This is a genomic window from Draconibacterium sp. IB214405 (genome assembly GCF_033963885.1).
Lineage (GTDB): Bacteria > Bacteroidota > Bacteroidia > Bacteroidales > Prolixibacteraceae > Draconibacterium.
Genome location: NZ_JAXBMA010000001.1, coordinates 1,062,307 through 1,081,151 on the forward strand (window position 1 = coordinate 1,062,307; position 18,845 = coordinate 1,081,151).

An 18,845-nucleotide genomic window follows, 5' to 3' on the forward strand; every position below is an offset into this window, starting at 1 on the left:
ATATTATCTCAATGGGTTTGTTCTTTTAAAATGTCTACAATGCGGCGTTTGGCGCGCATAAACTGGCTTTTCGATGTCGATTCGGTAATTCCCATAATCTGTGCAATTTCAGCATGGTCGTACCCCTCCAGTAAATACAGCGAAAACACCATTCTACCTCCCTCCGGCAGTTGTTCCATAGCTTTTGTAACAGTGGCTACAGTAAATTCCGGATCGTGGTCGTCTTGTTCTTCAGTCTTGTCATAATGGTAGATTTCTTCGCAATACGTTAGTTCTACCTTTCGTTTGTTTATCGCATTTATGCAGGTGTTTACCATTATTCGTTTCAGCCACGATCCGAAGTTCGATTCGTACCGGAACGATTCCAGTTTCATAAACGCCTGAGTAAACGCTTCCTGCAACATGTCTTCTGCTTCCTCGCGATTGTTCATCATGCGGTAGCAGATATTGAACATGGCTTTAGAGTACAATCCATACAGCTCGTATCGTGCCCTGTTGTCTCCTTTTTTACAGGCTTCGATAATTTTTTTATGTATGTGCTCTTTTTGTCTCAATTGTTCAACTTTCAATTTTAGTGACAAGATTATGTTCGTGGGGTTGCATAATGTACGCAATAAATTTCTCGACTTTGTAATTTCAATCAAAAATAGCCTTCAAAAATTATTTTATTTTGAGTTGTGGAAAGAATAAAATATTTATATTTGCACCCGCAAACAAAATGGTGGTTGTAGTTCAGTTGGTTAGAACGCCGGATTGTGGTTCCGGAGGTCGTGGGTTCAAATCCCATCATCCACCCGATAAAAGCTTCAGATTTTTCTGGAGCTTTTTTTATTTCTGTACATTTAGCACATGCAAATAACCACAATAATTCTGGCCGGAGGCAAAAGCAAACGAATGGGCACCGACAAAGCTTTACTGGAGCTTGATGGTGAGACTTTACTCCAGCGTTCAATAAACCTTTGTAAACCTTTTTCTTCGGAGTTGCTCATCAGTTCAAATCATCAGTCACACACAACTTTTGGTTACCGTGTAGTTGAAGACGAGATTAAAAACTGTGGGCCAATTGGCGGGATTTATTCCTGCTTAAAGCAGTCGTCGAATGATTGGAATCTTGTTCTTAGTGTTGATGCGGCCTATGTCGATTCTAACTTTCTTGAATTTCTACTATCAAATACCGGCGATTCTGATGCGGTGGTTCCTTTTACCGAAAAAGGTGCTGAACCTTTGATTGCATTATACAACAAAAGCATGTGTCCAACAATGGAAATAAAACTAAAATCAGGAGATTACAGAATGCAAAATTTGTTGAAGGAGGCAAACACAAATTGGCTGGATGCCGGAAAGTTATTGGAAAAGAATAACCGTTTATTTACCAACCTGAACCGTCCTGAAGATTTGTAATTAACCAAAATCTGAAATATTTTTCAATCTTTTTTTATCTGCAATCAAAATGTCTTTCCCAAAGATTTTGATGATTTTGTCCTTTCTGAATTCTGATAAAGTGCGGATTACATTTTCGGTGGTCATTCCAATATATTCGGCAATCTCACGTCTCGAGATGGGAAGTTCAAACTCATCCTTTTTATAAATGTAATCGGAGAAATAAAGCAGTACATGCGCTATCCGTCCTTTCAAGTGTTTGCGTTTTATCTCCAGGCTGTCGTGAATAATTTTATCGGTCATCTGGCTGATATTCGACATCATATCCATGGCAAAAAGTGCATTTTCTTCGGCGTATTTTTTTACCACATCCAATTGTAAAATACAAACTGTAGTCTGATCGATGGCCGTAACCGAATACTTGTATTGATCCGATGAAAATACTGATAAAAGGCTGACAAAATCGAAAGGTTTCGAAAAACTGATAATCTGATCTTTACCGTCGATTGAGGCTTTTGAGAGTTTTACCAAACCTTTTTTCATGTACACAAATTCGGTAATCGGGTCGCCTTCCTGAATTATCGATTCCCCTTTTGAGTAACTTCTTTCCACTTTTAAATCGCAGATATTATCGAGCTCATGACTTTTAACGTGAGCAAAAAAAATGTTTTTTAACTGACAATATTCGCAAGTACAAGATGTGCTTCCCATAGTTCGGTTTACTCGTGTTTCATTAACCCGCAATGTATCAATTTTTTATGATATTTATTATCCTCTGATAATTATCATAGCAGGTTTTACAGCATCTTGTTGCTGCTCCGGTAACTTTAAAACGCAGATAAACCAATAGAACGATTTAAAATGAAGAAGATAGTAATTCTTGGCGCCGGAACTGCGGGCACAATGATGGCTAATAAGCTACGGAAGGCACTCGACAGAGACGAGTGGGCGATTACCATTGTCGATCAGTTTAAAACACATTACTACCAACCCGGATTTTTATTTATTCCTTTTGGTATCTACCAGAAGGAGGATGTGATAAAACCAAAGGCCGATTTTATTCCAGCCGGGGTGACTATGATTTATTCGGCAATCGATAAAATCGAAGGCGATGCCAATAAAGTACATTTGGAAGGCGGGCAGGTGCTGAATTACGATTTTCTGATTGTGGCAACCGGTACCAAAACAAATCCTGATGAAACTACGGGTTTAAAAGACAAGTTGTGGTACAAGGAGATTTTCGATTTTTATACCATCGAAGGGGCTTTGGCACTGCAAAAATTCTTTAAAGGTTGGGAAGGCGGAAAACTGGTAATGGCGATTACCGAATTGCCATACAAATGCCCGGTTGCACCACTTGAGTTTGTCTTTCTTGCCGATGCTTATTTCACCGAATTGGGTATCCGCGATAAAGTTGAGATTGCCTATGTAACACCAATGCCCGGGGCTTTTACCAAACCCGTTGCTACAAAAATGCTGTCGGAATTGTTGGCCGAAAAAAATATAGAAGTAATTCCTGATTTTTATATCGAACGGGTAGATAACGACGTCAAAAAACTTATTTCTTACGATGAACAGGAAGTAGATTTTGATGTGCTTACCGTGGTGCCTGTAAATATGGGCGACGAAATGATCGAAAGAAGTGGATTGGGCGACGATTTGAATTTTGTTCCAACCGATAAACATACGCTGCAGTCGGTGGCACACGAAAACATTTTTGTGCTGGGCGATGCTTCAAATATTCCAACATCGAAAGCCGGATCGGTAGCTCACTTTGCTGCCGAAATTTTATTCGAGAACCTGATGAGCGCCATCGAAGGTCGTCCTTTGCACGCCAAATTCGATGGTCATGCGAACTGCTACATCGAAACAGGTTTTGGCAAAGGTGCACTTATCGATTTTAATTACGATACTGAACCACTTCCGGGAACTTTCCCGCTGCCGGGAATCGGACCGTTTGGGTTACTGGAAAATACCAAAATCAACCACTACGGAAAAGTGATGTTCCGTTGGATTTACTGGCACATTCTGCTTAAAGGTAAAGAACTGCCGGTTGAGCCGCTAATGACAATGGCCGGGAAAAAGAAGGTGAATTAATTAAAGGAGCCTGTTATGGAAGAGAAATCATTACAAGTACAAATAACGGAGCTGAATCAAAAGGTTGATTTACTGCTGGAGTACGTAAACCAGCAGCGGCTTAAAACCAACGAGGTGGAAGATTTGATTTCTGACCTGTCGATCGTTGGAAAAGACATGTACGACACGGCGGTGGAAGACCTGGATAACCGAATGGTTCATCTTGATATTGATGAGGTGAAAGGGTTGATGTTGCGTATTCTGCGTAACATCGATAATATGAACCGTTTTCTGGAGCTATTCGAAAGTATGAACGATCTGATTAAAGATGCATCACCAATTCTAAACGAGGTGATCATCGATTTTTCGAAAAAACTTAATGAGTTGGATCAAAAAGGCTACTTCGAATTCTTTGCCGAAGCCGGACAGATCTTCGATAATATTATTACCCATTACAAACCGACAGATGTGAAAGAGCTGGCCGATAACATTGTCACCATTATGGAAACTGTGCGTTCGGCAACACAACCCGAAATGATGAGTGCGATGAACAATGGCCTTAAAATTTACGGAAGCATGGAAATGGAGAATGTTCCCGAGTATTCCATTTTTAAGGTTATGCGCGAAATGAATCAACCGGAGATGAAACGTGCGCTTGGATTCTTTGTAACCTTTATGAAGAACATGGCTGCAGAAACCAATAAAAACAACAATTAAAAATAAAATTATGGCAGAAAAGACTTTCGCAGGAAAAACTGTTGAGGTAACCGATGAAGGCTACCTGGTAAACAAATCGGACTGGAGCAAGGAACTTGCTGCAGAAATGGCAAAAGAAGATGGTATTGAACTAACCGACAAACACTACGAAGTGTTGGATTATTTGCGTGAGCAAGAGGCGGCCGGTGTTACCCTGACAATTAGAAAAGTTGGGAAATCGGGTATCGTTGATATTAAAGGACTTTACCAATTGTTTCCTGGCGGACCGTTGAAACTATCTTCTAAATACGCTGGTATTTCCAAACCGGCAAGTTGCGTTTAAAACCAAAAACTTAATAATATGACTGAAGTAAAAGAAACGCCTTTAAAAAAGGTAATGATCATTGTAGCCAAAGCCAATATTGAAGATGTGTACGCAGGTTTAATAATGGCGAATGGGGCAGTCATGGAAGGTATTGAGGCAAAGTTGTTTTTTACTTTTTTCGGACTTGATGCCATTACCAAAAAGCAGATGAACAAATTGCACACGGCGACAGTTGGCAATCCGGGAATGCGGATGCCAAACGGATGGGCTTTCCCCACTTTGCTTGGTGCAATTCCCGGAGTAGAAGCCGGAGTATCATCGATGATGAAAAAGCAAATGGACGAGCTGGATGTTCCGCCCGTTGACGAATTTTTGGATATGATAACCGCAGGCGGTGGCGAGATTTATGCCTGTAAAATGGCCGCCGATATGTTTAAACTCACAAAGGATGACCTGTGTGAGCATGTAAAAGCTATTATAACAGTTGGAGACTTATACGCTATGTCAGGGGGTGAAGGAACCCAAATTATTTTTACCTGATTAGGGACATGTGGAAGTTAAGCGTCATCTGGTTTCAGGTGGCGCTTTTTTAATGAGTCAACTCCAATTTAAAGGCCAATTATACCCATCCTCTTATCCTTCCCTGCCAGCAACACCTTTTATTCACATCTTTTTATGAATATTGCCGTTAAATTTCGTCCGGAAGAACCAATTAGCTTCGTTCATTTTCGTTGGCCGGACGATTCAAATCAAATTATCCTAACCCAGGGCGACGTAATTCGATGAATTACTTTGCCCTGGGCTATAATAAAACGCACTTTCAGTGCTATAATCCAACAGGAAATATGTTATCGGGCTGAAAGTCCGTAATAATTTAGCCCCGGGCAAACGAACCGCCGGAAGGCGGAAAGTGTCGCCCGGGGTTAATGTTAAGCATTAGAAAAGGCGCAAATTCAAAAGCAAATTGAAAATGAAGTGTGCTATGCGCCTTATATCGAAACCTTCTTTCAGAAATTGAGCGTAAAATAATTGTGTTAAAAGGGGAGATTTTAGAAGGGAGAGACAGGAGAGAGGGTATGTTGCTATTTGAAGATTGAGACAAACTAAAAAGTCCTACTCCCATTCCGGAAGAATACATGCTGAACTTCGTTTTTGTAGCTGCCTCTCAAAATCGTTAAGCGTGGCTTGCATTATTTTCGAGTCTTCATCGTGGCAGGTAAGACAGGCACCAACCGTTAAAATTGCCTGTTGTTGTTCAACACTCAAAGGAGAAACGTTGGAACGTGTAGCCACTTTCCCGGTTCTTGTTTGTAGGAAATCAATCCACGCGTCAGCGGGTAAGCCGTCATTTACGTCACGTTGATAAAGCGGAGAAAAAGACCATTTGCCTTTTCCGTTTGTAATTTTGTATTCCAGTTTTCCTTCGCCATAACCCAGCGCAAGCGAGCTGTTGTGACAGCTTTTACAATCTCTCCCTTCTTTGGTGGTAGTGTGCGGTGCAACCGGTGCATATAAACGATGGAAAATTGTGGAATTGTCAGCATCGTCGGTGTACGTACTTTTGTCGATGGTCATTATCATACCCGGAGCAACAGGAATTACTTCTGTTTTTTCGCCCTCAGTCCGCATTCCCAGCGAAGGAAGTTTAGCTTCGTACTCGCCAAAAAACTCTACCCAACCACCGGTTTGCTCTTGGTTCGCAACCATATTGTACGATGGCTCATTCGGGTCGTATTCGTTGTGGCAGCCAATACATGTCGGCACCCACGAAGAATGGCAGCTTGAGCAAGCCAAATCCGAGTGGACGTTACTTCGTGTACACACTTCTGCCGGACGGGTTAAAACCATTTTTATCTTACTGTTTTTGGTTTGTAAAAAGGCTGTGTCGTTTTCGACAAAGGTATTTACCAAAGCATGGTTGCGTTTGCCTGTTACCAGAAATTCTTTGTCAGAAATATTACCCAAACGCAAAGCCGCAATAATTGCCGATTCATTGTCAAGGTTTTCAGCTTTTATGGTTTTTGCAACGCCGTCAAAATGGCAATCAATACATTGCACATCTGCCTGATTTTCCTGATGGGTATAAAGTGTTCCGTCGCCCATCACTTCGTACGAATGGTGACAATCAATACATTCCATCCCCAACTCGTGGTGCACGTCTTGCTGTTTTTTAACAAAAACACGTTCGCCCTCAATCAATCGGTAGTTGGTATCGTTTTGAGGCATTTGTCTGGCTTCAATCGTTGTTTCGTGCCAGCCTTCGTAGCTAGTTGAAATTCTTCCGGAGCGGCTGTGGCATCCAAAACAGTGGTTGTTACTGATGGCCAGACTCACCGACGGGTGTGCATTAACAATGGAGTCTTTTGCTAAAGCAAGTGCAATTTCTGCTTCGGGGCTGTAATTCAGGTGGCAGGCCAGACATCCTCCGCCGCGACTGCTTTCGTCAACGGGGCCATATTCAGTTTTGGGATTTCCAAGGTGGCAGCGAACACATAAATTACGCAGATGCTCGTCGGCAGCCGAGTTCCCAAGATGGTGCACATTGGCCAGCTCATCCGGATTATCCTGTTCATTAAAAACAAACCGGTCAACACTGATCATTCCGCTTAACGTTGCCATTAGCCCGGTTGGTACACGCTCAACAATTTCCGGATGACACTGTGTTGTACCGCATGATTGTGGCGCGGTAGCCAGGTTTCCCGGAATGAGGATCATATTATTGTGCGACTGATTTTTACCGGTTGCAAACGGATTTCCGCCATGGCACGAAACACAACCAATAGCTTCCGGTGAATGTGAATCGGTGAGGCCATGCGTTTCGGAATGACAGGCCAGACAACTTTCTTTTCTCCCTTGGATAACCGGGGACGCGATTGCTGTTCCCAAATCAAACTCAGGCGTTAGTTTTACTATCGGCGATTTAAAATTATTAAGTACTTCGTAGCTGTAATTTTCCTGCCACGGATTTTTCCATTGCCAGCGTTCTCCACGGAAAAACAAACCGATTACTGTTAGCACAAGGTAGAAAGCTGTGAAAACCAATAGGCTTCGTTTACTCAGAAATACGGTTTTACCTTTGGCCGAATTAACCAGGTAAAGTAAAACGAGAATAACCAGAAAAAGCAGTAACGACCACGCCGGGTGACTCAGCCAGTGCAATATTTCCTGGAAGCCAACAAAGTACCACGGCCCTTTTACTGCAGGATTCAGATTGTCGTGCAACGGTGCGCTGAAAAGGTAGCTAAATACCATAACTCCAATCGCCGACGCAACAAAATCAAGTACAGGCGGCCAGTATTTTCTGCGGCTGTGCTCAATCATAATTACCGCAATAAAAACCGTAAAAGTTGCAATGTGGTGCACGTAAATTAGCTGGTAACTTTCCGGGTGACCGAGTAATGAAAAAGCCAGCGATTCGCCAATTAAGGGAACGCGTTCAGCCAGTGTTTGTAATATTTGTCGGGCTTGCTCACTGTCGGAATCACCTTTTAACAAAAATCCGGTGATCATGGCCAGAAAAATAATCAGCACACCAATACTTAAACGAAATGCGAGTCCCTTTTTAAGGCCAATGTTTTCTTTGTAATGAAAATGATCGTAAAGGTGAATAAGACTGAAAATCAAAAAGAATTGCGAACTCCAGTAGTGATAATTGCGGATGAGTGCTGCCCACGGATTGGTAACGATCATACTACTTACACTGAGGTAAGGCGACTCAACATTAAAAGGTACGGCAAGCAGAATGCCCGATAAAATTACCAGCCAGAACATCGCCACCGCCAATGTTCCAAACGTCGTTTTATCATTCTTTTTTGCCATTTTATCCTTTTATAATTATTGATTTGCCGTCTTCCGATATAGTCGAATTTACCATTGTCAGGTTTTTATATGCAGGGCCTTTTATTACATTTCCATCCAGATCGTATTCCGATCCATGACACGGACAAACCAGTTTTCCTTCGGCCATTTTATCAATCTTACATCCTAAATGGCTGCAATGCGATGAAAATACCGTTGTTTTATTGTCGGAATTAACAATAATAAACCGATCGAAAAACTGCACCTCTTTGTTCTTATTTAGTGGAAGAGTAGCTTCCTGCGAATTGGAAGTGGCAATATGATTGAGCGTTAATTTGTTCCAAATGAATACGAAAAACGCTAGTAATCCGGCTGTTGCAACTTTCAAAAATACTCTTCGGTTTTTGGTTTCCATTCCTGTTTTATTTGGCACAAAAGTAATAATCTGAAAAAATCTCAATACCTGCAAATTTTCTGTTTAATAAAAGTAAAGAATGTGCTTTAAGTCACATAGCGCTATTAAATCAAATTTCGAAACCAAACAGATCAAATAAACTCCGTTTCAAAAGAATAGGCTATATGTTAAAAAACCTGTTTCATGATAAGGTTGCGCAGTTATTTATAGCTATTTTTATTTCCTCTTATTGCTTAGGGGTAAATGTTTGTAAACAAGCACTATAGGCTTTGTAGGATGCGTTCTTTTTTCACTGTTAATATCCTTATTTTTAATGGTTTCAAATTAAGTGCATTAATAACCATTGTACAAAATCATTTCTATATTTGCGCCCATATCTAAAAATATAGATAGGTATATATGAATAACTGTAAAAAGATGCTAAACTCTTATTTTATAGCTCTTTTCGAAAACAGTTTAGGATAAGGAAGAAAGAGAAGGATTGACTTCAATGTAGAAGAAATATATAAGACTCCGGTAAGGAAATTTTAAGACGCTAGTTTGATAAAAGGGAATTACCTGAGTTACCATTAAAATAAACTATTTAGACGAATGAAGACAAGACGGGATTTTATCAAAATTTCAACTGCCGGTGCCGGTGCTGCAGCAATAAGCTTTAAAGCATTTGGATCGAAAGGTTTTGGTCTTTTCGAATCAAAATCCGAAGACCCGGTAAGTGATGAGGATCTTACTCCGTATCCTACTTATTGCGAAGTATGTTTCTGGAAATGTGCTGCGTGGGCTTATGTCGACAAAAACGGAACTATACGAAAAGTTGTTGGTAACAAAAACGACCCGCACTGTAACGGACGTTTATGTCCTCGCGGAACGGGTGGTGTTGGTATGGTTTACGACGAAGACCGCTTAAAAACGCCGCTTATCAGAGATACGCGCAAGGATGGTACACAATATTTCAGAGAAGCAAGCTGGGAGGAAGCGCTGGACAAAGTAGCCAACAAGATGAAGGAAGTGAAAGAAAAGCACGGTCCTGAAGCTTTTGGTTTGTTCAATCACGGTACTCCGGGTGGTCATTTCCACCATTTGTTACGCGCTTACGGTTCGGAGAGTAATGCTGAGCCAGCATTTGCCAACTGTCGTGGACCACGTTCATCGGCGTACTTCTCAACTTTTGGTGCATATGTAGGTTCGCCTGAATGTACCGATATCAGAGATACAAAATGTCTTGTTTTAATTGGTTCGCACCTTGGTGAGAACATGCACAACTCGCAGGTGCAGGAAATGTCGGATGCTATTGATAACGGAGCAACCATTATTACGGTTGATCCGCGTTTCTCAACAGCAGCAGCGCATTCAAATCACTGGTTGCCAATTAAGCCGTCAACCGATATCGCCTTGTTGATGGCCTGGATTCACGTGCTGATTTACGAAGGTTTATACGATAAAGATTACGTTGAACAATACACATTCGGTCTTGATTATTTAAAAGACCACGTAAAAAATATGACTCCGGAGTGGGCTTATGGCATCACTACAATTGAGCCGGAAGAAATCAGAAGAACAGCACGTGCGATGGCAGATGCAGCTCCTTCGGTAATTATTCATCCGGGACGCCACGTTGTTTGGTACGGCGACGATACACAACGCGGACGCGCCATGGCAATTCTAACAGCTTTGTTGGGAGCATGGGGAAAACGCGGAGGTTTATATTTCCCTGAAGGCGTTTCTGTTCCTGCTTATCCTCACCCACATTTCCCTGAGCCAAAATGGACATGGAAAGACTGGAATGAAGACCGATACCCGCTGGCAACAATGGGAATTACAACCGAGGCTTTAAAAGCATCTATTCCAAGATACAATTATAAACACCAGCTAAAAGCATGGTTGGTGGCCGGAACAAACCTGCCACTGTCGATGCCTGATAAACCGTTGTTTAAAGAAGCTGCTGACTCAGTTGAGTTCATCGCAGTTATGGATACCATGCCAATGGATATCACCGGTTATGCCGATGTGGTTTTCCCGGAAGCAACTTACCTGGAGCGTTACGATGTTATTCGTTCTGCAGCTAACCGCGAGCCAAACATCGCTCTGCGTATGCCGGCGATCGAACCAAAATACGATTCGAAACCGGGTTGGTGGATTGCCAAACAAATTGGCGAACGTTTAGGATTGCACGATTACTTTAACTACGATGATTATTCGGAAGTAATCGACTGGCAGTTAAAACAGCTGGGTACCTCGCTGGAAGAAATGAAGAAAATTGGTATTAAAAAATACCCGCGTAAGAGTGGCCCGCTTTATTTGGGCGATGGCGAAGAGTTTGATTTTAATACCACAACCGGAAAAATTGAGCTGTATTCAGTTGATTTTGCCGACCATGGTTTTGATCCGATTCCGAATTATACGAAACATCCGGAGCCACCTCAGAATTTCTACCGTTTGATTTATGGTCGTGCACCAATGCACACTTTTAGCCGTACTTCAAATAACCCACATTTATCAGACCTTATGAGCGAAAACAGCGTTTGGGTAAATCCAAAAGTTGCCGACTTGTGGGAACTGAAAAATGGACAGGAAGTTTGGTTGAAAAACCAGGACGATGCGATCACTTCGTTCCCTGTAAAAGTTCGTGTAACCGAACGTATTCGTTGGGATTCGGTTTACATGGTTCACGGATTTGGTCATAAAAACAAAAAACTCTCGAGGGCTTTTGGAAAAGGAGCTGCCGATACCGAAATGATTACCAACGTAGCTGTTGACCCGATTATGGGTGGTACCGGAATGAGAGGAAACTTTATAACATTTTTAACAGAAGATCCTGCACTGGAAGGAAAGGAGGTTAAAGCATGAGATATGCAATGGCGATCGACACAAAAAAATGTGTTGGGTGTGGCGACTGTGTAGTGGCCTGTCAAACTGAAAATAATGTACCGCATGGTTACTGTCGCGACTGGATTGTTGAACGCGTTGACGGAACTTACCCAAGTTTAAGTCTTGAATTTCGTTCGGAACGTTGTAATCACTGTGATAATTCTCCTTGTGTGAGATGTTGTCCAACCGGGGCAAGTCATATAGAAGAAGGTGGAATTGTTGCCGTTACTCACCATAAATGTATTGGTTGTGGCGCCTGTATTCAGTCGTGCCCATACGATGCACGTTACTCGCATCCTGAAGGATACGTTGATAAATGTACCTTCTGTTTGCACCGCGTGAAGAAAGGACAAAAGACGGCCTGCGTTGATGTGTGTCCTACCAAGTGTCTGTATTTTGGCGATTTGGACGATCCGAACAGCGAAGTTTCTTTGGCCATCAAAGACCGTTCATGGAAAGTACTGGCTCCTGAGGCCGGAACAAAACCACAATTGTATTTTCTAACCTAACACTTAAACCTGATAGAAAATGAAAGAAGAATTATTTGTAAGCGGACGAAATATTCCGAACATTGATCCATACCTTAATATATGGCACTGGCAAATTCCACTCTATTTGTTTTTAGGTGGTTTGGCTGCCGGTATCTTGTTTTTTGCCGGGTATTTTGTTGTCAGGGGTAAAGAAAAAGAAATGAAGACAACAGTAAAAATTGCGCCGATCATTGCCCCAATTGCTTTGGTACTTGGTCTTTTTGCACTGTTTCTGGATTTAAAACATAAACTTTTCTTTTGGCAATTGTATACCACCATCCGATTGGAGTCGCCAATGGGTTGGGGAGCCTGGACATTGATGATCATTACTCCGATATCGTTTATCTGGGTGGCCAGTTACATGAAAGAACTGGTACCGGGCTGGAACTGGAAATTTGATTTTCTGGAAAAGTTTGAGGCTTTTGTTATTAAGAACAGAGTTCCGCTTGCCTGGATTATGATGATCTACGCAATTATCCTCGGTGTTTATACCGGAATATTACTTTCAGCATTTAATGCGCGTCCGTTGTGGAACACATCCATTCTTGGGCCACTGTTCCTGGTTTCGGGATTTTCAACAGGGCTTGCAGCTATAATCTGGATGAGTAAGGATGCCGCCGAGCGGAAAATATTAAGCCGCATTGACCTGGTTTTTATTTTTATAGAAATCTTTTTGATCGTTCACCTTTTTATGGGATTTTTGGCCGGTTCGGAAACAGCAATCGAAGCTGCCAACCTTTTCCTTGGAGGCGAATTCACCGTAAGTTTCTGGGTGTTTGTTGTGGTAATTGGCTTGATTTTCCCTGCCTTATTCGAAACCCTCGAAATTTGGGGAATGCACGTACCAAAATGGTTGCCTCCGGTAATGATTTTATTTGGTGGTTTTATGTTCCGCTTTATCATGGTTGAAGCCGGACAGATAACACGCTACCTGTATTGATAATTTTTTTAACTACAGAATATGAGTTCAGATAAAACGAATATACAAGAACCTAAATACATTAATCCTTATTTAGGTGGAGTGCTGCTCGGGTTACTGATAATCGTGACGGTATTTATTACCGGTCGTGGTTTAGGGGCCAGTGGAGCCATTAAAAGTGCGGTTGTAACAACATCGAACACCATTGCGCCAAAAGCTACAGAAGCCAACACATACATGTGTCAGTTTATTGGCGGCGATCATTCGCCAATGTGGACATGGTTGGTTTTCGAATCGCTGGGAGTTTTACTTGGTGGTATTATTTCGGGTATTGTTTTCGGACGGATGAAGAAATTCAGAACCGATCACGGACCGAGAATTACCAGCAAAAAACGCCTTGTTTTAGCTTTGATTGGTGGAGCCCTTTTTGGATTGGGTAGCCAGTTTGGCCGCGGATGTACCAGTGGCGCTGCTTTAAGCGGTACTGCAACTTTTGCATTGGGTGGCGTAATTGTAATGTTTGCCATTTTCGGCACAGGGTACGCAGTAGCTTACTTTTTTAGAAAATTTTGGATTTAGTAATCAGACAAAAAATCAGATAATATGGGACCTTTAATTCCTAATGGTATAATCGGCGGCGGATGGGATTTTGTTATCGCAATTTTGATCGGTGTCGCTTTCGGGTTTATTCTCGAAGCATCCGGCTTTTCTTCATCCAGAAACCTGGCCGGAGTATTTTACGGGTATAACTTTGTTGTACTGCGTGTATTCTTTACTGCATTGATTGTAGCAATGGTTGGGCTAATGTATTTCGATTACGTTGGCTGGCTCAACCTATCACAAATATTTGTGCTTCCTACATTTTTAACACCGATGATTGTTGGTGGAGTAATTATGGGAGTTGGATTTGTAATTGGTGGATTTTGCCCGGGTACAAGCTTCACCGGAATTGCCATCGGTAAACTCGATGCCGTATTTTTTGCTATAGGACTTTACCTTGGTATTTTCGGCTTTTCACTGGCATTTCCATTGTTCGAAGACTTCTTTACCAGTGGCGATATGGGCAATGTAACGCTTATGGACATTACCGGAATTCCTGCATCATACTTTGCTGTTGCATTTACAGTGATGGCACTTGCAGCTTTCTGGGGAACGATGTTTATCGAGAAACGTGTTCGTAAAAACATGAAGCAATATAAATTCTAAACGACTGAAAGTAATGAATAGAAACTATATTTTCCTAACCATATTGATGCTTGTTTTAGCTGTTGGAACCTTGTTCCTGACTGGCAGCGACGAGCCAAAACAAATAGCTCCGGAGGAATTATTGCAGGAGATCATTCAGCCAACCAGGTATGTTAGTACCGATCAGGTGGCAAAAATGATCATTCAGGGAGATCCTTCTCTGTTAATGGTGGATGTAAGGCCTGCAGCTGACTACGAAGAGTACGCTTTGCCGGGCTCGTTAAACATTCCGCTTGAGGAATTGCTAAACGACGGCAACCTCGGATACTTTGGAGTTCCGGGAGTAAAAGTGGTGTTTATTTCTAATGACGATATAGCTGCCGATCAAACCTGGGTGTTGACCAAACGTTTGGGAATTGATGGTACTTACGTAATGAAAGGCGGTTTAAATTGTTGGATGCAAACCATAATCGATCCAACACAACCTGATGCCGATGCACCATCGGTGGATCACGAACTTTATGCATTCAGAAAAGGAGCTCAGATTTATTTTACCGGTGCCGAATCGGCTACTCCTGAAGGCGATAATGTTGAAGTACAAGTACGCAGAAGAGAAAAAACCAGCGTTGCTGCTGGTGGTTGCTAATTCCTAATCTTTGAAAAATTAATAGCATGCATATACATGAACTAAATCCGTGGAGAACATTAATAGCTGTTTCAGTATTTGTGGTTGTTCTCATTGTTGGTTTTTTAACCATGCCAAAACCTTTGTTTGAATACCAAAAGAGCATGGAAGAAAGTGTTGAAGCTTTGATTAACGGGGAGGATTATTTTTATCCGTGGGAATTGGAAGATGTAATCGCCAATAAACCCGACAGTATCGTTTTATTTGATATCCGCGATAATTTTGTTTTCGGACAAGGTCATATTCCGGGTGCCGAGAATTTGTCAGCAAGTACTTTGGCCGATCCTGATAATATTAAACGTTTGGAAGCACTTCGCGATATGGGTGTAACAATCGTTTTGTATGGCGCAGACGAATTGCAGGCAAATGGCCCATGGATGTTTTTCCGCCAGGTAGGTTTTAACAACATCAAACTGTTGCTGGGGGGGTACTCTTACTACAAAGAAAATGAAGCTGATTTGTACGAAACCATAAACGATGATGCCTATTTTAAAGGAATGCCAAGATACGACTACGCTGAGTTGGCAGCACCAAAAGATGGAGCTGATTTAAATGCTGATCAGGATAACAAACCTGTTCAGGTACGTCGACGCGAAAAAACAAGTGTGGCTGCTGGCGGATGTTAACAGCCTGATTTCAATAGAAACAACTTTCATTGAGATATAGAATCCTGAAGAATTACTCTTCAGGATTTTTTGTTTGGAATCATTTTTGTAAACCGACCGCTATACGTATTTTTAAAGTCGAAACAAAAACAGAAACACATGTCAAAGATCCTGGTAATAGATGATGAGAGAAGTATTCGGAACACGTTGAAAGATATTCTTGAATACGAGAAGTATGAAGTTGATCTGGCTGAAGACGGAACACAAGGAATTGAGAAAATTCGTTCGGCAGAGTACGACATTGTGCTTTGTGATATTAAAATGCCGGGACTGGATGGAATTGAAGTACTGGAGCGCTTAGTGGTGTTGGCACCCGATACGCCCGTTGTAATGATCTCAGGCCACGGAAATATCGATACAGCAGTTGATTCAATTAAGAAGGGTGCTTTTGATTATATCGAAAAACCGTTAGATCTGAACCGTTTGCTGATTACCATTCGCAATGCAATGGATAAGTCAAGTTTGGTTACCGAAACCAAAATCCTCAAAAAGAAAGTCAATAAAAAATTTGAAATTATTGGCGAATCAAAAGCCATCTCCAATATAATTGAAATGGCCGATCGTGTGGCTCCAACCGATGCACGTGTTTTAATTACCGGAGCGAATGGTTCGGGTAAAGAGTTAGTAGCACGCCGTATTCACGATCAGAGCAACCGCTCATCTGGTCCGTTTGTGGAGGTGAACTGTGCCGCAATTCCATCGGAATTGATCGAAAGTGAATTGTTTGGTCACGAAAAAGGAGCGTTTACCTCGGCAGTAAAACAACGCAAAGGGAAATTTGAACAAGCCAACGGCGGAACACTTTTTCTGGATGAAATTGGTGATATGAGTCTTTCAGCACAAGCCAAAGTTTTACGTGCACTGCAGGAAAGTATCATTAGCCGTGTTGGTGGCGACAAACACATAAAAGTTGACGTGAGGGTAGTGGCTGCAACCAATAAAAACCTGGCCAACGAGATTGATGAGAATAAATTTCGCGAAGACCTTTATCACCGCTTGAGTGTTATTTTAATTCACGTTCCAACGCTTAACGAACGCCTTGATGATATTCCGCTTCTGGCGAATCATTTTATCAAACAAATTTGTGGCGAATACGGAATGCAGGAAAAAACAATGACGCCAAAAGCCATTCAGGAGCTGCAAAAAATTAATTGGACAGGTAATATCCGTGAGTTCAGAAACGTGATTGAAAGGCTGATTATCTTGTGCGATAAGGAAATTACTGATGCCGATGTACTAAAATTTGCTGCACCTTTAAAATAGAATTATTTTAAATTATTCCCCAATCCAAAAACAACTTTACTGATTTGTTGTTAAGTATGTAACAAAGTAGTTTATAACAGTCTGTAAGTTATAAATTAAAGATATTAGCCTCTGGTTTCGGAAGTCAATTTGTCATGGCGTATTATTAATCTTTCCCTCGGGAAAATATTTTCTTCCGTTTTCAGAGGCTTTTCTTTTGCTAAAACTCCGAGCGTTAATATGAGTTATTTCACGCAGATAACGCTAGGTTTTCGCCAAGAACGCAAAACAGACCCTAAAGCCTTTGCGAACCTTGCGCTTCTTTTCCCCTTTGCGTGAAACGATATTAATCTTTAAAAACTCCATAGGAGTTCGATTTTAGTAAGAAGTCGAAAAAAAAGCACACAACCCGGTACGGGTTGGATTAACTCTACTATTCAATTGCTAAAACTCCACCTTGAAAAGGTAAAAAATCACATTGAGAATAATGTAAAGTAAAATGATCAGCGCCAATCCGTACACATTAAAAACAATGAGGAGAACGGCTGATAAAGCGAGGAACAGATAACGATACCAGTTATCTTTTAAATGCAGGTTTTTTACTTTCAGCGAGAACATCGGCAGGTTGATCACCATCATTCCCGACATAAAAACTCCCAAAATAACCAGGTTTTTGGCGGTGTAGATGTACTCGAAATATTCGTAGTATTTCGGGAACTCAAGCATTAATCCCAACGATGCCCAAAAGATTCCATTTGAAGGAATGGGTAAACCGCGGAAAAAAGGTTCGTCACTTAAATACACATTAAATTTTGCCAAACGTAAAGCACCAAAAACCGGCACCAGGAAAGCTGAAAACAGAATGAGCCATTCCCACCAGTCGGCACTTATTTCATGAATTGGCTGATTTTTTCCGAACAACGCAAACTCCAGCAATGTAAATAATATCGCTCCCGGAGCAACTCCAAACGAAACCAAATCAGATAAAGAATCCAATTGTTTTCCAATTTCAGAGTAGGCTTTTAACGCTCGTGCAGCAAGTCCGTCGGCAAAGTCGAAAACCGATGCAGCACAAATAAATATTCCTGCCCAAATCAGGTGTCCGTCAATAGCAAAAATTGTTGCAATAACTCCTGAGAGTAGGTTGAGTGTGGTTATAAAATTGGGTATCTGTTTTATTATGCTTCTCATTTGATTTTACGCTTTACACGTTTCCGGTAAAAATTAGCCAGATAAATATTGCCGGTATTACAAAAAGTAAACTATCTAAACGATCAAGAAAACCACCGTGACCAGGCAGAATGGTGCCCGAGTCTTTTACATCGATTTCGCGTTTAATTTTCGATTCGAAAAGATCGCCGAGTGTGCCGAAAATAACTGTCAGCAATGCTATTCCCACCCAGCTCACCATACTAATGGCCTGAAACATGACCGCATTTACAATGCCCATAATAATGGCAAATACGGCACCTCCAATCAAGCCTTCCCATGATTTTGCCGGAGAAATATTTTTACACATTTTGTGTTTCCCAAAGCTTGTTCCGAACACATAAGCTGCCGAGTCGTTTATCCAAAGAATAAAAAATACGCCAACCATTATCCACGGATAAAAAGTATTCTGGCCGTTAACGGAAGTGTGTACTACAAAATTCATTAAACTAAACGGTAATGCGATGTAGGCAAAACCAAGAGTGCTGAATCCTCCGTTTTCGAGCGTGTGTTTGTTACTTCGGAATATCTCAACAACCAATAATATGACGACAATAGGAATAAAAGCGAAGCCAAACTGACGTGGTAAATAGTTATTTGACAAGCCAAAACAAATAAGGAAAAAGATAACGCCAAATACACTTCCGATAATGCGCGACGGGTGATGACCGGCCTTTTCTACCATGGCGTAGAATTCGTATTGGGTAAAAAATAAAAGAGTTGCAAAAACAATCGCAAAAATAATGGGATGCAGCAGTGTGCCACCCAACATAACTGCAACGTAGATAATTCCTGTTAAAGAGCGTTTTACAATATTACTCACCTTTAAATATTTGATTAGGTTTGTAGTTT

The 18,845-nt window shown here is 41.4% G+C and carries 19 protein-coding genes and 1 tRNA gene; 14 read left to right on the forward strand and 6 right to left on the reverse strand.

Annotation, left to right across the window (positions count from 1 at the left end):
* Positions 1-8 precede the first annotated feature (8 nt).
* Complete coding sequence (locus SLH46_RS04030) at positions 9-554, reverse strand: RNA polymerase sigma factor (RefSeq protein WP_320279868.1); 546 nt, start codon at positions 552-554, stop codon at positions 9-11.
* Between the two features lie 167 nt (positions 555-721).
* On the opposite strand from SLH46_RS04030, the gene SLH46_RS04035 reads away from it, so the two are divergent.
* Both SLH46_RS04035 and SLH46_RS04040 read left to right on the forward strand, forming a co-directional pair.
* A tRNA-His gene (locus SLH46_RS04035) sits at positions 722-795 on the forward strand.
* Positions 796-849: 54 nt separating this feature from the next.
* The gene (locus SLH46_RS04040) at positions 850-1,401 is read left to right on the forward strand and encodes a molybdenum cofactor guanylyltransferase (RefSeq protein WP_320279869.1); all 552 of its coding nucleotides are present in this window, start codon (positions 850-852) and stop codon (positions 1,399-1,401) included.
* Here SLH46_RS04040 and SLH46_RS04045 read toward each other — a convergent pair whose 3' ends face one another.
* The gene (locus SLH46_RS04045; RefSeq protein WP_320279870.1) at positions 1,402-1,992 is read right to left on the reverse strand and encodes a Crp/Fnr family transcriptional regulator; all 591 of its coding nucleotides are present in this window, start codon (positions 1,990-1,992) and stop codon (positions 1,402-1,404) included.
* A gap of 249 nt (positions 1,993-2,241) precedes the next feature.
* Between SLH46_RS04045 and sqr the strand changes: the two genes are divergently transcribed.
* The 4 genes from sqr to SLH46_RS04065 are packed head-to-tail and all read left to right on the forward strand — an operon-like array spanning position 2,242 to position 5,017.
* Positions 2,242-3,477, forward strand: a complete 1,236-nt coding sequence (sqr, locus tag SLH46_RS04050) for a type III sulfide quinone reductase, selenoprotein subtype (RefSeq protein WP_320279871.1) — start codon at positions 2,242-2,244, stop codon at positions 3,475-3,477.
* A 15-nt stretch (positions 3,478-3,492) separates the two neighbouring features.
* Positions 3,493-4,173, forward strand: coding sequence for a DUF1641 domain-containing protein (locus SLH46_RS04055; protein WP_320279872.1), 681 nt, complete (start codon positions 3,493-3,495; stop codon positions 4,171-4,173).
* Between the two features lie 10 nt (positions 4,174-4,183).
* The gene (locus tag SLH46_RS04060; RefSeq protein WP_320279873.1) at positions 4,184-4,495 is read left to right on the forward strand and encodes a TusE/DsrC/DsvC family sulfur relay protein; all 312 of its coding nucleotides are present in this window, start codon (positions 4,184-4,186) and stop codon (positions 4,493-4,495) included.
* A gap of 18 nt (positions 4,496-4,513) precedes the next feature.
* Entirely contained in the window at positions 4,514-5,017 is a 504-nt protein-coding gene (locus SLH46_RS04065) for a DsrE/DsrF/DrsH-like family protein (protein ID WP_320279874.1), read from the forward strand.
* Positions 5,018-5,590: 573 nt separating this feature from the next.
* On the opposite strand, the gene SLH46_RS04070 is transcribed toward SLH46_RS04065, so the two are convergent.
* Complete coding sequence (locus SLH46_RS04070; protein ID WP_320279875.1) at positions 5,591-8,296, reverse strand: multiheme c-type cytochrome; 2,706 nt, start codon at positions 8,294-8,296, stop codon at positions 5,591-5,593.
* Position 8,297: 1 nt separating this feature from the next.
* The gene (locus SLH46_RS04075) at positions 8,298-8,690 is read right to left on the reverse strand and encodes a QcrA and Rieske domain-containing protein (RefSeq protein ID WP_320279876.1); all 393 of its coding nucleotides are present in this window, start codon (positions 8,688-8,690) and stop codon (positions 8,298-8,300) included.
* A 591-nt stretch (positions 8,691-9,281) separates the two neighbouring features.
* Here SLH46_RS04075 and SLH46_RS04080 point away from each other — a divergent pair.
* The 8 genes from SLH46_RS04080 (at position 9,282) to SLH46_RS04115 (ending at position 16,805) form a co-directional block, all read left to right on the forward strand.
* Entirely contained in the window at positions 9,282-11,537 is a 2,256-nt protein-coding gene (locus tag SLH46_RS04080) for a molybdopterin-containing oxidoreductase family protein (protein ID WP_320279877.1), read from the forward strand.
* Positions 11,534-12,067, forward strand: a complete 534-nt coding sequence (locus SLH46_RS04085) for a 4Fe-4S dicluster domain-containing protein (protein WP_320279878.1) — start codon at positions 11,534-11,536, stop codon at positions 12,065-12,067. The genes SLH46_RS04080 and SLH46_RS04085 overlap by 4 nt, the downstream gene beginning before the upstream one ends.
* A 19-nt stretch (positions 12,068-12,086) precedes the next feature.
* Positions 12,087-13,028: an NrfD/PsrC family molybdoenzyme membrane anchor subunit gene (gene nrfD / locus SLH46_RS04090; protein WP_320279879.1), complete on the forward strand. Its 942-nt coding sequence runs from the start codon at positions 12,087-12,089 to the stop codon at positions 13,026-13,028.
* A 21-nt stretch (positions 13,029-13,049) separates the two neighbouring features.
* A complete protein-coding gene (locus tag SLH46_RS04095) occupies positions 13,050-13,586 on the forward strand; it encodes a YeeE/YedE thiosulfate transporter family protein (protein WP_320279880.1) in 537 nt (178 codons plus the stop codon).
* 24 nt (positions 13,587-13,610) lie between these two features.
* Positions 13,611-14,213 carry a YeeE/YedE thiosulfate transporter family protein gene (locus SLH46_RS04100; protein ID WP_320279881.1) on the forward strand — a complete coding sequence of 201 codons (603 nt, stop codon included), beginning with the start codon at positions 13,611-13,613 and terminating at the stop codon, positions 14,211-14,213.
* Between the two features lie 13 nt (positions 14,214-14,226).
* A complete protein-coding gene (locus SLH46_RS04105; RefSeq protein ID WP_320279882.1) occupies positions 14,227-14,838 on the forward strand; it encodes a rhodanese-like domain-containing protein in 612 nt (203 codons plus the stop codon).
* A gap of 26 nt (positions 14,839-14,864) precedes the next feature.
* Positions 14,865-15,503: a rhodanese-like domain-containing protein gene (locus tag SLH46_RS04110; protein WP_320279883.1), complete on the forward strand. Its 639-nt coding sequence runs from the start codon at positions 14,865-14,867 to the stop codon at positions 15,501-15,503.
* Between the two features lie 138 nt (positions 15,504-15,641).
* A complete protein-coding gene (locus SLH46_RS04115) occupies positions 15,642-16,805 on the forward strand; it encodes a sigma-54-dependent transcriptional regulator (protein WP_320279884.1) in 1,164 nt (387 codons plus the stop codon).
* 423 nt (positions 16,806-17,228) lie between these two features.
* Here the strand turns inward: SLH46_RS04115 and SLH46_RS04120 are convergent, their stop codons facing one another.
* Together SLH46_RS04120 and SLH46_RS04125 are read right to left on the reverse strand one after the other, a co-directional pair.
* A complete protein-coding gene (locus SLH46_RS04120; protein ID WP_320279885.1) occupies positions 17,229-17,975 on the reverse strand; it encodes a CDP-alcohol phosphatidyltransferase family protein in 747 nt (248 codons plus the stop codon).
* Between the two features lie 13 nt (positions 17,976-17,988).
* Positions 17,989-18,816 (reverse strand): phosphatidate cytidylyltransferase, encoded by an 828-nt coding sequence (locus SLH46_RS04125; RefSeq protein ID WP_320279886.1) that lies wholly within the window; start codon positions 18,814-18,816, stop codon positions 17,989-17,991.
* Positions 18,817-18,845: the final 29 nt, after the last annotated feature.